At 66.9% G+C, this 13,817-nt stretch carries 16 protein-coding genes and 1 tRNA gene; 5 read left to right on the forward strand and 12 right to left on the reverse strand.

From position 1 onward, the window contains the following. Positions 1-77: 77 nt before the first annotated feature. From SynRS9909_RS02745 to SynRS9909_RS02755, 3 genes are read right to left on the reverse strand one after another with little or no spacing between them, the layout of a single operon-like run. Positions 78-1,487: a HAMP domain-containing sensor histidine kinase gene (locus tag SynRS9909_RS02745; protein ID WP_007100591.1), complete on the reverse strand. Its 1,410-nt coding sequence runs from the start codon at positions 1,485-1,487 to the stop codon at positions 78-80. Continuing rightward, a complete protein-coding gene (gene rodA / locus SynRS9909_RS02750; RefSeq protein ID WP_007100590.1) occupies positions 1,484-2,761 on the reverse strand; it encodes a rod shape-determining protein RodA in 1,278 nt (425 codons plus the stop codon). Before rodA ends, SynRS9909_RS02745 begins: the two co-directional genes overlap by 4 nt. A 2-nt stretch (positions 2,762-2,763) precedes the next feature. Next, positions 2,764-3,864 carry an Mrp/NBP35 family ATP-binding protein gene (locus SynRS9909_RS02755; protein ID WP_007100589.1) on the reverse strand — a complete coding sequence of 367 codons (1,101 nt, stop codon included), beginning with the start codon at positions 3,862-3,864 and terminating at the stop codon, positions 2,764-2,766. A gap of 118 nt (positions 3,865-3,982) precedes the next feature. Between SynRS9909_RS02755 and hemF the strand changes: the two genes are divergently transcribed. Next, complete coding sequence (hemF, locus tag SynRS9909_RS02760; protein WP_007100588.1) at positions 3,983-5,038, forward strand: oxygen-dependent coproporphyrinogen oxidase; 1,056 nt, start codon at positions 3,983-3,985, stop codon at positions 5,036-5,038. Here hemF and SynRS9909_RS02765 read toward each other — a convergent pair. From SynRS9909_RS02765 to SynRS9909_RS02775, 3 genes are read right to left on the reverse strand one after another with little or no spacing between them, the layout of a single operon-like run. After that, positions 4,965-5,801: a hypothetical protein gene (locus SynRS9909_RS02765; protein WP_007100587.1), complete on the reverse strand. Its 837-nt coding sequence runs from the start codon at positions 5,799-5,801 to the stop codon at positions 4,965-4,967. The two genes, hemF and SynRS9909_RS02765, sit on opposite strands and share 74 nt — an antisense overlap. Before the next feature lie 6 nt (positions 5,802-5,807). Beyond that, positions 5,808-6,362: a cofactor assembly of complex C subunit B gene (locus tag SynRS9909_RS02770; RefSeq protein ID WP_007100586.1), complete on the reverse strand. Its 555-nt coding sequence runs from the start codon at positions 6,360-6,362 to the stop codon at positions 5,808-5,810. Between the two features lie 32 nt (positions 6,363-6,394). After that, entirely contained in the window at positions 6,395-6,808 is a 414-nt protein-coding gene (locus SynRS9909_RS02775) for a helix-turn-helix transcriptional regulator (protein WP_007100585.1), read from the reverse strand. 113 nt (positions 6,809-6,921) lie between these two features. On the opposite strand from SynRS9909_RS02775, the gene SynRS9909_RS02780 reads away from it, so the two are divergent. After that, a complete protein-coding gene (locus SynRS9909_RS02780) occupies positions 6,922-7,563 on the forward strand; it encodes a ribonuclease D (protein WP_007100584.1) in 642 nt (213 codons plus the stop codon). Positions 7,564-7,579: 16 nt separating this feature from the next. On the opposite strand, the gene SynRS9909_RS02785 is transcribed toward SynRS9909_RS02780, so the two are convergent. After that, on the reverse strand, positions 7,580-7,849 hold the full coding sequence (locus tag SynRS9909_RS02785; protein WP_007100583.1) for a hypothetical protein: 270 nt from the start codon (positions 7,847-7,849) through the stop codon (positions 7,580-7,582). Next, a complete protein-coding gene (locus tag SynRS9909_RS02790) occupies positions 7,827-9,125 on the reverse strand; it encodes a lipid-A-disaccharide synthase-related protein (protein ID WP_007100582.1) in 1,299 nt (432 codons plus the stop codon). Before SynRS9909_RS02790 ends, SynRS9909_RS02785 begins: the two co-directional genes overlap by 23 nt. A 39-nt stretch (positions 9,126-9,164) precedes the next feature. Here SynRS9909_RS02790 and SynRS9909_RS02795 point away from each other — a divergent pair. Then, positions 9,165-9,235: transfer RNA gene (locus SynRS9909_RS02795), tRNA-Cys, on the forward strand. Positions 9,236-9,386: 151 nt separating this feature from the next. On the opposite strand, the gene SynRS9909_RS02800 is transcribed toward SynRS9909_RS02795, so the two are convergent. Both SynRS9909_RS02800 and SynRS9909_RS02805 read right to left on the reverse strand, forming a co-directional pair. Further along, complete coding sequence (locus SynRS9909_RS02800; protein WP_007100580.1) at positions 9,387-9,884, reverse strand: hypothetical protein; 498 nt, start codon at positions 9,882-9,884, stop codon at positions 9,387-9,389. Further along, positions 9,874-10,089, reverse strand: coding sequence for a hypothetical protein (locus SynRS9909_RS02805; protein WP_007100579.1), 216 nt, complete (start codon positions 10,087-10,089; stop codon positions 9,874-9,876). The genes SynRS9909_RS02800 and SynRS9909_RS02805 overlap by 11 nt, the downstream gene beginning before the upstream one ends. 23 nt (positions 10,090-10,112) lie before the next feature. Here SynRS9909_RS02805 and SynRS9909_RS02810 point away from each other — a divergent pair, with 23 nt between their 5' ends. After that, complete coding sequence (locus tag SynRS9909_RS02810) at positions 10,113-11,072, forward strand: aldo/keto reductase (RefSeq protein WP_038001590.1); 960 nt, start codon at positions 10,113-10,115, stop codon at positions 11,070-11,072. On the opposite strand, the gene SynRS9909_RS02815 is transcribed toward SynRS9909_RS02810, so the two are convergent. After that, positions 11,060-11,698: a hypothetical protein gene (locus SynRS9909_RS02815; protein ID WP_007100577.1), complete on the reverse strand. Its 639-nt coding sequence runs from the start codon at positions 11,696-11,698 to the stop codon at positions 11,060-11,062. The two genes, SynRS9909_RS02810 and SynRS9909_RS02815, sit on opposite strands and share 13 nt — an antisense overlap. Positions 11,699-11,819: 121 nt before the next feature. Further along, the gene (gene purM / locus SynRS9909_RS02820; protein WP_007100576.1) at positions 11,820-12,857 is read right to left on the reverse strand and encodes a phosphoribosylformylglycinamidine cyclo-ligase; all 1,038 of its coding nucleotides are present in this window, start codon (positions 12,855-12,857) and stop codon (positions 11,820-11,822) included. Between the two features lie 355 nt (positions 12,858-13,212). Here purM and SynRS9909_RS02825 point away from each other — a divergent pair, with 355 nt between their 5' ends. After that, complete coding sequence (locus tag SynRS9909_RS02825; protein ID WP_007100575.1) at positions 13,213-13,782, forward strand: septal ring lytic transglycosylase RlpA family protein; 570 nt, start codon at positions 13,213-13,215, stop codon at positions 13,780-13,782. Positions 13,783-13,817: the final 35 nt, after the last annotated feature.

Below are 13,817 nucleotides of genomic sequence, written 5' to 3' on the forward strand. Positions count from 1 at the left end.
CGGCATGCCGTTACGGCTGGAAAGTAGCACCGTGATTCCGGTTGGATCGCCTGTCCTGCAGCCAAGCTTCACACCCGTCAACATTGAGTCGAGCCGGCCACCGGGAAGAACACCGTGAGGCCTCGGTCCCGTTGTTGCGTCAGCCTGCCACCCAGGCTGGCGAGCAGGCGACGGGTGGCTCCCTGGCTGAGCTGCAGGCTGCCGGTGTCTGGATTCCAGCTCAGCACGGGGCCGAGTTCTGCGCTGGGCTCCGCTGCGCTGACGCCGGCACCATCGGGATTGGGATTGTGGCCGCGGATCTGCAGCTTCAGGCGTGCTCCCGCCGCTCGCAGCTGCAGCACCAGCCTGCCGCCGTGTTGCAAGCTGCGACTGCTGCGGTCGATCAGGCCACCGAGCATCGGTTCCAATCGGCCGGGATCACTGAGCACAGCCGGGAGTGCCGCGCTGATGTCGAGCTGAAGGGCAAGCCCGCGCCGCTCGAGCTGTTGTTGCCAGGCTGGTGCCAGCTGGAGCAGCATCGCGCCGAGGTCGGTGCGGGCCAGGCCTGCCGAGTCCTTCGACTGGCGATGGCGCTCGCTGCTCTGCAGTTCGGAGGCATGCAGTTCCGCTGCATGAAAAATCAGGCCGAAGCGGTCGATCTGTTCCGTGCATTCGCTGTCGATCTGGCGCAGGCGATCGGTGACGAGATCCGGCAGGTCACGGCGGCGCAGTAGCGACCGGATCAAGGTGCGGATCGTGGCCAGCGGTGTGCGCACCTCATGGGTGATCGCTTCTAGCAGGGAGAGCTCGGCCGCGGCACCGGCCTGGGGGACGGGGATGGGTGCAGCGCTCTGCGCGGGTGGGTGGTCGGGCAGGGTCTGCAGAGTGAGGCTGGGGGCCATCCGGGCCAACCGCTCCGCCACGGCGGGCCAGAAAACCGTCGCGAAGTCGCGGCTGCTCTGCAGGGATCCCAGGCCCTGGATCGCGTCACGCAGCACGCTCGCCTGCGCAGGGTTCTCGGCCTGCAGGCGTCGGTCGATCCCTTCCAGCACGGCCGCCAGGGAGTTGGGGTCACTGCGCAGAAGCAGTTGACGCTGGTGCTCGGGGCCGTGCAGGGCCAGGGCGACCTGCAGAGACGGGCTGATCACGATCAGCAGGGGGTCATGGCCGTCCTCCGGCTGCAGCCGGAGCTGTTCCAGTCGCTGGATCGGGGCACGGCCGCCGGCCGGTTCCGCTGCTGCCGCAGGGCCCAGCTGCGGCCAGCCGATGGGATGGGGTGTCCAGATCCAGCCGGCCATCCTTTGCAGGAGGCTCGGTTCGTAGAGGGCGGGAAGGGGCGCGGCGAGCCAGACGCCCCGCCGATCGTCCGGCTGCTTGAGCAGGGCGTCCTGCACAACCTCCAGGGCCGCCCACCACAGCCGTCGGGCGCTGGCATCATCACCCCCGCCTGGCGGCACCCCTTCGGCCATCAGGGCTTGGATGGTGGTGAGGTGGGGGCGTGCGTTCACCGGATCAGCCCTTGACGCTCCCGGCGCGCCACCGAGAGGCAAAGGCCCAGGGCGATGAAGTTCACCACCATGGCGGAGCGCCCATAGCTCATGAAGGGAAGAGGAATGCCCGTGACCGGGCCAAGGCCGATGGTCATGAAGATGTTCACCACCACCTGAAACATCAGCATGGTGGCGACGCCGACCACCACCAAGGAGTCGAAATCGGAGCGGGCCCGGTTCGCGACCTGGAGCATCCGAGCCATGAGCAGGGCAAATCCCACCACCACCAGCACGGTGCCCAGATAGCCCGTCTCCTCCCCCAGGGCGCTGAAGATGAAATCGGTGTGCTGCTCGGGGATGAAGCGCAGTTTGGTGAGCTGGCCCTGCAGCAATCCCGTGCCGAACAGGCCTCCGGAGCCGATGCCAACCGTGCTTTGCAGCAGGTGGTACCCACCGCCGAGAGGGTCTTTGCTGGGATCGAGGAACAGCACCAGCCGATCGCGCTGATAGTCCTTGAGGCCATGCATCCAGAGCCAGGGGGTGATGAAGGCCACGGCCCCCTGGATCGCCAGCACCACCACCGCCGCGATGCGTTTCCAGGGAAGGGAGCGAAAGGCGATCGCCATCATCAGCGGCACCCAGAGCAGCAGGGCCCAGGGCAGGAGGCCGGCCAACAACGCGGTGCCCAGGGGCGCGAGCAACAGCAACAGCCATTCGAAGGGCATGCCCGACCAATAGAGCATGACCAGGAGCAGGGCTCCGAAGACCAGGGAGGTGCCCAGATCCGGCTGAATGAACACCAGCAACCAGGGCAGGGAGATCACGCCCAGGGGGCGGAGCAGATCGACCGGACGTTCCACAGGATGGCGATCAAGCACGGCCGCCAGCAGCAGGATGGCGGCGAGTTTGGCGAATTCCGAGGGCTGCACATGCACCCCGCCGATACTGATCCAGCGTTGAGCGCCGAGGGCGGAGGTGCCGATTACCCGCACGGCGATCAGGCTGATCACCGTGAGCGCGTAGATGGGGGCCAGCAGTGGCTTCAAGCGCTCCAGCTTCATGCGCGCCAGCAGCAGCGCCACGCCGATGCCGAAGGCCGCCGTGACCCAGTGTTGGTACCAGTCGGCATAGGCGGCCTGGCGTTGGGTGCTGGCGATCAGCAGCCCCGCCACGGCCACCAGGGTCAGGGGGATGCCCCAAAGCAGGCGCTCCCCCTGGCGTCGCCGACTGCTGAGGCCGGAGGCATCAGCGCGGCGCCGTCTGCGGTTGCCCTGGAGGAAGCCGCTGCCCATGCTCAGTGCGACACGGTGAGCCGACTCGCTACAGCATCGGCCAGAGCCACGAATGCCTGGGCACTGGCGGAATCGGGTTGACTCACCACGATCGGGCGACCCTGATCGCCACCGGAGAGCACCGGCATTTCGAGCGGGATCTGGGCCAGCAGTGTGCTGTCGAATTCATCGGCGAGTTGCTGTCCCCCCCCTTCGCCGAACAAGGGATAGCGCCGTTCCGGTTGGTCGGGCGGAATGAAGGCGCTCATGTTCTCCACCACACCGAGCACGGGGATCTGCATCTGCCGGAACATCGCCAGGCCGCGGCGGGCGTCCTGCAGGGCCACCTGCTGAGGCGTGGTCACGATGATCACGCCGGCCATCGGCACCGCCTGGGCGAGGGAGAGCTGGGCGTCGCCCGTGCCGGGGGGAAGATCGACCACCAGCACATCCCGCTCACCCCAGCTCACCTGATAGAGGAACTGGCGGATGATGCCATTGAGCATCGGTCCTCTCCAGATCACGGGCTGGTCGGGATCGATCAGCAGCCCCATCGACACCATGGCCACGCCACAGCTCTCGATCGGCGTCATGCGTTGCTCACTGCCGCTGCCACGCACCTCGGGCGTCTGCTCTGCCACGCCGAGCATGGTGGGGGCGTTGGGGCCGTAGATGTCGGCGTCAAGCAGCCCGACCCGGTGGCCCTGACGGGCGAGGGCGCAGGCCAGGTTCACCGCCACGGTGCTTTTGCCCACGCCGCCCTTGCCGCTGCTCACGGCGATCACTTGCCTGACCCCCGGAATCGCTTGCCGCTCGGCCATCTGGCCATGGCCGGCCTGACCGATTGCGCCGCTCTGAGCGGAGGCGCCAGCGGCCTGCTGGGGCGGGTTTCCCACTTCAATCTGCACGTCCTGGATGCCGTCGAGCGCCAGCAGGCGCTCCCGGCACTCCTGCACGATCCTGTCGCGTTGGCTCTGGGCGAAGCCGGGAAGATTGAGACGGATCACAGCCCGGGGTGATGTGACCCGGATGCGATCGATCCAGCCCAGTTCCACAGCGGAACGTCCGCTGCCCGCATCACGGATTTCCGTCAGCACCGCTGTTGCCTGCTCTGCCGTCGCCATGAATCCGCACCACCGGCGCGGATCCTAGGGGCGAGATCTCATGACAGACCTTCACGCACTCTTGTCGTGAACGCCCGCAGGCTGAAATGGTCATGCCTGTTCCTGCGGGATGCCGCCCATGGTCCATTCACCCCACCAGCCCGGCAGCGTTCTGACGCCTCCTGCGGGGTCCCGCGACCGGGCCCGGGCCCTCGTGCTCGACCTTCAGGATGAAATCTGCGCAGGCCTGGAGCGTCTCGACGGTCTCGGTCGTTTTCAGGAGGAGAGCTGGGAGCGGCCGGAAGGGGGCGGCGGGCGTTCCCGGGTGATGCGCGACGGGCGCGTCTTCGAGCAGGGCGGCGTCAACTTCTCTGAAGTGCATGGCCAGGAGTTGCCCCCCTCAATCCTGCGCCAGCGCCCCGAGGCGAAGGGGCATGCCTGGTTTGCCACCGGCACCTCGATGGTGCTGCATCCGCGCAATCCCTATGTGCCCACGGTGCACCTCAACTACCGCTATTTCGAGGCGGGGCCGGTGTGGTGGTTCGGCGGTGGTGCCGATCTCACGCCCTTCTATCCCTTCCTTGACGACGCCCGCCACTTCCATCGGCAACACAAACAGGCCTGCGATCAGGTGAGCCCGGATCTCTATCCGGTGTTCAAGCCCTGGTGCGACGAGTATTTCTTCCTCAAGCACCGCGGCGAAACCCGCGGCATCGGAGGGATTTTTTACGACTACCAAGACGGCAACGGCCAGCTCTACAAGGGTCAGGATCCCGAGGGGCCCGCTGCCGCCATGGCCCAAACGATTGGCTCCCGTCCCCTCGACTGGGACGCCTTGCATGATCTGGCGCGGGCCTGCGGGCAGGCTTTCCTGCCGGCCTATGCCCCGATCGTGGAGAAACGGCATCACCTCCCCTATGGCGAGAGGGAGCGTCAGTTCCAGCTCTACCGCCGCGGTCGGTACGTTGAATTCAACCTGGTGTGGGATCGGGGCACGATTTTCGGGTTGCAGACGAACGGTCGCACCGAGTCGATTCTGATGTCCTTGCCGCCCCTGGCCCGATGGGAATACGGCTACGCCGCTCCGGAAGGGTCGAGGGAAGCGCTGCTCACGGATCTGTTCACCCGGCCCCAGAACTGGCTGGAGGATCCGTCTCTGGACGAGCGCTGCCGTCCCCATCAGGCCCTGAACTGAGCGGTGATGGTGCTTGGGGCTTCAGGCCCATGGCCAGAGCCTCAACGATGCGGCGCGCGATGGTGTCGATCACCGGCTGCCGGGATTGGGGGTTTCGGAGACGCTGCTCCAGGTTCCCTTCCAGCTTGCCGATCTCCAGGATGCTGATGCCTCGCCGCGGTGCTCCCAGGCCGCCGCGAAAGGTCCGCGGGTAGCGCCCGAACGCCAGGGCCAGGCTTTCGTCGAGGCGATTGCTGGGTTGCTGGAGGGCGGGGATCAGGCCGGAGCCGAAGCCGTCGGGGCCGTAGGCGTCGAAGTGAATCTCCAGGGCATATCCACCAGCGGCGCTGTGGCGACGCCCCACCGACCAGTTGGTGCGGGGATCGTTCTCATCGTGGATGGTGAGCGCGTCCGGGGTGTAGGCCCGGATGTTCAGGCCCCGCTCACGCCCCAGCGCCACGACGGCATCGCGCACCCTGAGATTCCAGAACAGTTCATCGCGCATGCGGGCATCCATCGGTGTGCCGCCGTGGAGCCCCACCGTGGCGCCGGAGGTGCCGGCTCCCTCGATGGCCTGGGAGTCGGCATGGCCTGCCATCACCAGGATGGGCACATCGGTCGGAAGCGGCCTGGTGCCTCTCCAGTGGGTGCGAAGCGCCACCTGTTCACCGGTGAGCACGTCGGTGTCGGGACTTCCCGGCGCACGGGCTGCCGTCGACAAACCGAGGCTGGCCAGGGCGACAAGGCCAGCGGCCAGGGCCAGACTCAGGTCATGGCGCACCATGGGGTGTCAGATCGGCGACGACAGCAGGGAGCCGTCGCTGGCCAGCTCGAGCGGACCGGCCAGGTCCAGTTCCAGGGCAATCAGTTCATCGCGATGGGCCCGCAACCGGATCGTGCTGCCGCCGCTCTCGTTGGAGCTCATCAGCCGGATCTCCAGACCCTCCTGCCGCAGCGCCCGGCGTCGATAGAGGAGCCCCGCGAGCGGACCGAGCAGGGCGAGCAACAGGGGCCACCAGCCCAGGCCCGGCTGGAGCTGGCGCAGCACCAGGCCCAGGCAACCGGCACCGATCGTGCCCAGGAGGGAGAGCAGCAGGGCGAGCGGCGCACTGGCTGCCACCGTGGCCTGATACCGCAACACCTGGCGTTCGGCATCGACGCCTCGCTGCACCCAGCCGCGTTGCTCCAGCCATTGGCTCAGGCCTTCGAGCACCTCCAGGGCCGGCCGCGGTGATTGCACATCCACCACTGTGGTGCGGTCTTTGCTGGCAGCCCTGAGGAAAAACACCAGACCGATGGCCAGCAGCAGGGTCAACAGCAGGGTGGAGATCTGGAAGGAGGGCATCCGCCGATGGAACCGCGCTGGATCGTTCCGTTCTAGTGCGCCACGGGCCGGTCGCTTTCGGCGAGATGGTCGATCAGCCAACGACGCCATTGCGTCATCAAGCGCTCCGCCGGTTCGCGCGCTTCATGTTGCAGGTGGAGCATGCTGCGGGGGCGTCCGCGGCTCGGGCAGCGTTTGCTGTAGTGGCCGAGCATGCCCTGACCGTCGAGAAAGGCGAGGGCCTGGTGCAGCACCGTTTCCGAGAGTCGCAGTTCCGGGTGTTCGTGCTGGAGACGCTGCAGCAGCCCTGAGGGGTAGCTGTCCTGGCGGAGGAGGCAGTCGAGCACCCAGCACACCGCCAGTTCTAGGTCGAGGAAGCGCGGCGGTGGCTGGTGAAAGTAATGCTCGATATCGGCCAGGCAGGCGCGGGAGGCTTTGCGTTGGGTCTGCACGACGACGCGGATCATTCGTCTCATTCTGCTCTAACCCGATCTCACTCTGATTTTCAAGGGTGTGGCGGAAAGCCGTGCCACCGAGCGCGTCAGAGTGGCGTGATCCAGCGTCTCTCTCCGCGCACCCCATGGCTGACAGCACCGAACCCAGGGATTTCGCCGTGTTTGATGGCGATCTGGATGCCGCCTGGGCCGATCGCTATGCCAAGGCCAGCCGCCTGGCGGTTGACACCGAAGCGATGGGCCTGGTCCACGGTCGGGATCGCCTCTGTCTGGTGCAACTCTGCGATGGCGACGACAACGTGTCGTGTGTGCGCATCGGTCTTGGTCAGTGCGAGGCGCCTCGCCTGAAGGCTCTGATGGAAGCCGCGGCGGTGGAGAAGGTGTTCCATTTCGCCCGTTTTGATGTGGCGGCCCTCGCCAGTGGGTTGGGGATTGCCGTTGATCCGATCTTCTGCACCAAGGTGGCGTCGCGACTGGCCCGCACCTACAGCCCCAAGCACGGTCTCAAGGAGGTGGTGCTCGAGTTAGTGGGCGTTGAGCTCGACAAGCAGGCCCAGAGCAGCGACTGGGGCCGGGTGGAGGAGCTCAGTGAGGCCCAGCTGGCCTATGCCGCCAACGATGCGCGTTATCTGTTGCCAGCGCGGGAGCGACTGGAGGTGATGCTGCGTCGGGAGGGTCGCTGGGAGCTCGCCCAGCGCTGTTTCCGTTGCATTCCTGTGATGTCGGAGCTGGATCGTCTGCGCTTCGCACAGACCTTCGAGCACTGAGTCGAGCAGCGAGTGGTCAGTCTTCGAGCATGAAATGCTCGTCTTCCGGGCTCGCCACCAGCAGGGCATCGAGCCCGGAGCCATCCGCTTCCTCTGGGGTGTCGCGAGCGTTCTGTGCTTCGGCCAGCAGTTGCCTGGCCATCGCTTTGCGCGCCTCCAGATCCCTCACGCCATCGCGGGCGGCAGCGAGTTCCACCCTTCGCCGTGCCGAGGCCTGACTGATGCTCAAGCAGCTGGCTATTTCAGCGCAGAGCCGGAGATAGTCATGGTCCTGAATCGCGGCCATGGCGTGCTGACGGAGAACGTTCAGTATCCGTGATCAGTTGTTGCTGGATCCGTTGGGCGAGGGCGGCGCTGCCGCCGGGAGGTCCCATGCGCTGCCGGCCGATGCGGCCCAGCGCCTCTCGCAGGCGTGCGCTCTCCAGGAGAGCGGCCAGGTGTTGGCGCAGGTCGGCCGCGTTCCGGCATGACCGCACCGCGCCTCCGAGCAGTCGGCTCTGCCGTGTGGCGAAGGCGCGGGTGAACTGGGGACCGGGTCCCGGCAGCGAGAGGCTTGGCACGCCCAGCCCCACCAGTTGCTCGGTGGCCGTGCCTGCGGTGGCCAGACCCACTTCGGCCCAGCTGGCCCAGTCCTGAAAGCGCCCCCGCCCCAGCAGCAGCAACTGCACCCCGTTCACCCAGCAGGCGCTGGCTCCCAGGGCGTCGGCGGGAGGAGGGCAGGGGCGGTAGCCGAGGCGGGTGAGCAGCGAGGCCAGGGGTTGTTGTTCCGGTTGGGATCCCGTGGCCATCAGCAGGGCAATCGGCACCGGGCTCTGCCAGCCCTCCAGGGCTTGGAGCAGCCGTTCGGCATTGCGGAGCGCTTCCGGCATCCGGCTACCGCAGAGCAGCAGAATGCGCCGACAACGCTCCAGGGCTGCCGGCACAGGCGTCGAACGGAAGCCATCCATCATTGGATTGCCGGGGGCCTCGGCCCTGACGCGATGCCGCTGCAGGCCTCGGGCCGTGATCCGGTCGCGCGTCGCCACCAGACGGCAACGGCGGCTGCGCATCAGGAGCCATTCCCATGGATCCCATTCACTGCCCTTGAGGCGGTGGTAGCGGTCGCTGGGGGAACGCCCGGGGCCGCTGCGCCAGGTGTAGTCGCTTTTCGGTGTTCCCACGAATCCGAAGGGGCGTCCCGCCCCCCAGGCCATCAGCAAGGGCAGCAGATCTCCCACGGCCAGCACCGCATCCACGCGCTTTCGCTCTCGACGCAGGCAGCGCCATTGGCGCCAGCTCAGCAGGGCCAGCCCGGAGCTGAGATCAGCCAGCAAGCCCCGCAGGCTCTGATTGCTGAAGCCGCCGCTCGGCAGCGCCGCAGGCGGACCCACCCGCTCGATCCAACCCGCTTGCTCGGCGGCTGTGAAGGTGGCCCCGGTGCCCACCATCGGCAGAACCCGCAGCCTCAGGCCTGGGCAGAGGCGATGCAGAGCTTCGAGGATGCGCAGGGCGATCAGGTCTTCGCCATGGCCGTTGCTCAGCACCAACAGGGAGCCGCTGCCCGCAGGGATCCCCGCGCCCACACTGATACGATCCGCTGATGGGAGCGCGGCTCCCCCGATGGCGGCATGGCCAAGTGGTAAGGCAGAGGATTGCAAATCCTTTATCCCCAGTTCGAATCTGGGTGCCGCCTTTCGTCCGATTGCATCAATAGCTTTCTCTGTCGGTGGGCTGAGGAACGATCGTTGCTGCACCGCGGGCCTGGGCAAAAGGGAAGGACAGGCGGGTCTCCGGATTGAGCCCGCTGAATCCTGTCAGATGCATCGCCGCCGCTCTGCCCTCGATCAGAGCGCGGCCACACCGCGCAGCATGGCACCGTCCTGGAGCTGGGCTTCGCATTGCAGCTGGCCTCGCTGGATCTGGCAGCTGCCCTGCACAGGCCAGGCCTGCGGCACCCCCATGGCCAAACCGATCGGATCGACCCGTCCTTCCGACGCACTGGAGACCTCCCCGCGCCACTCGCTTGCGCTCAGCTGACAGCGCCCGCCTTCGCAGTGCAGTGGGATGGTCTTGGCGGGGCCGATCACCACAAAGGTGAGCTGGTGGTTGGCGCTGTCGTCCGGGCCGGAGCCAGTGAAGCGGAGGCTCAGCACGGCGGGGCCGCGGCGGGTCAGCTCCACCAGGCCGCAGGGCCCCTCGTGTCCTTCGGAGAGGGTGTAGCGACAGTTTGAGCTGAATGTTTTGAACCGACCCACCGCTGATAAGGGTTGGGCCGCAGCGGTGCCGGGTGCGATCAGGCTGATGGCGAGAACGAGCAGGGGCAGCAGCCGATCAATAGTCACTGTCGGCGACGCACATGCCAAGGCAACGAAGTCCATTCTCCGCCGTGCGGCGGCAGTGCCGGCAGAGGATGGTCGCGTTGGCGCCGCGATCGTCCTGGCGATCCTCCGGGTGGCCAGCCGCACCTGGGTTGGCGGTGGTGGGCGGGGCGTCGGAGGTCATGGCGGGTTCCGCGTCGATGGCGATCACAGCACAGAAGGCGATCATGGCGTTCAGCGGCGGTGGCTGGGGTGACGGGAATCGGTTTCGGGACCTGGGCCTGGGGGAATCAATTGCTCTGGGGCTACCAGCCAGACCGGGATGACCCTTTGCTGGTGGAGACCCTTCAGGTGGCCATCGCGTCAGGGCTGTCGCTGGTGGATACGGCCGATTCCTATGGCACCGGCCGCCTCAATGGTCGCAGCGAGTTCTTGCTGGGTCAGGGGCTGGATGGTCTGTCTGTTGCGGAACGCTCCCGCCTCACCGTGGCCACCAAACTGGCTCCCTTCCCCTGGCGCCTCGGGCGTCGCGGCTTTGCGCGGGCGTTTCAGGCCAGCCGTGAGCGTTTGCGGGGGCATTGCGATCGGGTGCAGTTGCACTGGAGCACGGCCCGCTATGCCCCCTGGCAGGAGGGGCCGCTGCTGGAGGGGCTCGCCGATCTGGTGGAGGCGGGTCAGGTGGCGGAACTGGGACTCTCCAATGTGGGGCCGCGGCGTCTGCGGCAGATTCATGCCTGTCTGCAGCGCCGCGGCGTCCGCATCAGCAGCGTGCAGGTGCAGATGTCGTTGCTGGCTCCGGAGCCGATCGCCGCTGACGGTCTGGCGGCGGTGTGTCGGGAGCTCGGCATTGCCCTGCTGGCCTACAGCCCTCTGGCACTCGGAGTGCTGACGTTGCCGCCGGGAGCAGCGGTTCCGGCTTGCACGCGCCTCCGCCAGGGCTTGTTTCGTCGCCTCCTTCCAGGTAGCGAGGCACTGCGGCAAGGCCTGGCCGCGATCGCGGTGGCCCATGGGGTCAGCCAGGCGCAGGTGGCCCTCAATTGGTGCCGTTCCCACGGCGCGATGCCCTTGCCCGGTGTCCGTCGCCCGGACCAGGCCAGCGACGTGGCTGCGGCGTTGACCTGGCAGCTGAGCGATCAGGAGCGCGCCAGCCTGGATGAGCTCGCCCTCACCTGCCCGGTTCGCATGCCCGCCAACCCGTTTCAGAGCGCCTGATCGGCGGGCTCCTCGGGGTCGGGGCTCACCACCACCGGCAGACTGGCGAGCACCGGTTGGAGTGGCACCACGTTGGTGGCGGACGACGGCTCCGGTGCAGGCGGCGCCTCGGCAGGGATCGATTGTTCACAAGCCGCGAGCGCTTCCTGGAGCAGGGAATCAAAGGTGGCGCCGGACAGACGGTGCCGGGCGATTTCCAGAAACGTGCGGGGTAGGGATTCCGATGCCGCACCGCGGATGGCCGGATTGTTGCGGCGTTGCTCCTGCTCGTCGTGAATCGCCCGGAGGAATCGGTGGGTGACGTCCCGTTTGGTGCAGGCTTTGATCAGGGTGTCGCGATCCCCCGCATCGAGGGAGAGATCGCTCTCCAGTTCGCCGATGCGGCGCTCGAGGCTGCCAAGCACTTCCTCAGCTTCCTTGCCGATCTGGGTGAGCTGTCCATCGGAGAGATGGGGGATATCGGCCACGAACACCTTGCCGTGATCCTTGAGGGCCAGATAGGTGGGGCGAGGACCGTGGCGATGCAGGGTGGAGCGTTCGTGGGCTTGGCCGACGGGACGCCGGGGGGGCACAGGACCCGCTGACGAGCGGCGTCGAGTGATCCGCTGGGGTTGATCGAAAGGCATGACTTGGTAAGGGAATGTGACGGCACCGCGATCGACAACCGGATCGATCCGCTTGTGACAAGGGTAGGGATCTCAGGACTGGGTGTGTCCTGGATTACGGAGGATGTTGAAGTCTGACGCATTACGCCGGGAGCCCCAGCACCGGTTCCCTGGCTTGGGGGGCGGCCGGCACGATCTCGCCGATCAGCCAGGCGGGGAGGCCCTGCCGCTCGCTGATGGCGATGGCCCGTTCGACATCGGCTTCAGGAAGAACCACGCAATAGCCAATGCCCAGGTTGAAGGTGTGCCAGAGGTCCCGCTCCGGGATTGCTCCGTGCTCCTGCAGCCACTGGAACAGCTCGGGCCGAGGCCAGCTGGCGTGATTCACCCTGGCCTGGCACCCGGCGGGCAGGCCCCTGGGCAGGTTTTCGGGGAGTCCGCCGCCGGTGATGTGGGCCATGCCGTGGATGGCCACGCCTTCCCGCAGCAGGTTGCTCACCAGTTCGCCATACAGGGTGGTGGGGGTGAGCAACGCCTCGATCAGGGGGCGGTTGTCGGCGCCGAACCGGGTTGAGGCATCGGCGCCACTGTGTTGGAGCACCCGGCGCACCAGGCTGAAGCCATTGCTGTGTACACCGCTGCTGGCGATGCCCACGATCCTGTCGCCGACCGCGACTGTGCGCCCGTCGATCATGGCGTCTTCTTCCACCACGGCCACGCAGAAGCCAGCGAGGTCGTAGCGGCCGGCGGGATAAAACCCCGGCATTTCGGCGGTTTCACCTCCCAGAAGGGCGCAGCCGCTGCGGCGGCAGCCTTCGGCGATTCCCTCCACCACCGTGGCCATGCAGTCGGGGCTGAGGGCGCCGGTGGCCATGTAATCGAGAAAAAAGAGTGGCGCGGCTCCGCAGGTGATCACGTCGTTCACGCACATCGCCACCAGGTCGATGCCCACGTTGTGATGGCCGGCATGGTCCTGCGCCAGCTCCAGCTTGGTGCCGACCCCATCCGTGCCAGACACCAGCAGTGGGCGACGCATCCCGGCCGGCAACCGGATCACCCCCCCGAAACCACCGAGGCCACCGATCACCTCCGGCCGGAAGGTGGCTTCCACGCTGGAGCGAATCCTGTCGACGAAGGCCCGTCCGGCCTCGACGTCCACACCAGCGCTCTTGTAGTCCATCGATTCGGTTGCGGGCGCCGGGCCCACGGCAGTTGTCCCTGATCCTCTCGCCTCATCGCGCACGCCCAGTGGCTGGGTCCAGCTGGGCCAACGTCCACTCCAGTGATCAGCCGGGATTGTGGGCTGCATAAGCCCAGCTCATGCATTTGTCGCGCTGGTGTCGTCGCAATCCCCTGTCACCGCTGGTCATCTGGTCGATCGGCTCTCCAGATCAGGCCCGGGGCGTGGCTTGGGCTCCGGGGTGCCCCGCTGTGGGGAAGCTCCTTACCGTCAGCTCGACCTTTGAGTGCTCAGGTTGTCGCCGCGGAATCCTTCCCGGACTGCGTGGTTCCACAGCAGGCGTCAACCGACTGGCATGCGTTCACCGTTCATTCCCCTTGTTGTTGCAGGCCTCACCACAGCAGGTGCGGTTGTGTTGCCTGTGTTGGCACGCGAGCTCGAGCCTGAGTCGGTGCGTGAGTCTGTGGATCTGGCGCTGAATTCAGCCATCGAGGCTGAGGCGCTGCCCGCAGAGTCAGTGCCTTCGGAGCCACTGTCTTCGGAATCACTCTCCTCGGAATCACAGCCTGCGGCTGAACCAGTTGCCGCTCCGGTCAAGGCCGAGCCTCCCAAGCCCTCCGCACCGGCGGTGGTGTCCGTGAGCACTGGAGAGGCCAGTTGGTATGGCCCCGGCTTTTTCGGGAACCGCACCGCCAGTGGGGAGGTGTTCCGGCCCGGCACTCTCACCGCCGCGCATCGCACCTTGCCCTTTGGCACGAGGGTTCGCGTCACCAACCTGTGGAACGGTCGTTCGACTGTGGTGCGAATCAATGATCGTGGCCCGTTTCATGGTGCGCGGGTGATCGACCTGGCCCATGGCGCCGCCACTCAGCTCGGACTCGTGGCCAGTGGTGTCGCCAAGGTCAAGCTTGAGGTGCTCCGCTGAGCCTTCCCGTTCTCCGAACGCTGGCGGAGCTGACC

Source organism: Synechococcus sp. RS9909 (genome assembly GCF_014279595.1).
In the GTDB taxonomy this organism is placed as follows: Bacteria; Cyanobacteriota; Cyanobacteriia; order PCC-6307; family Cyanobiaceae; genus Synechococcus_C.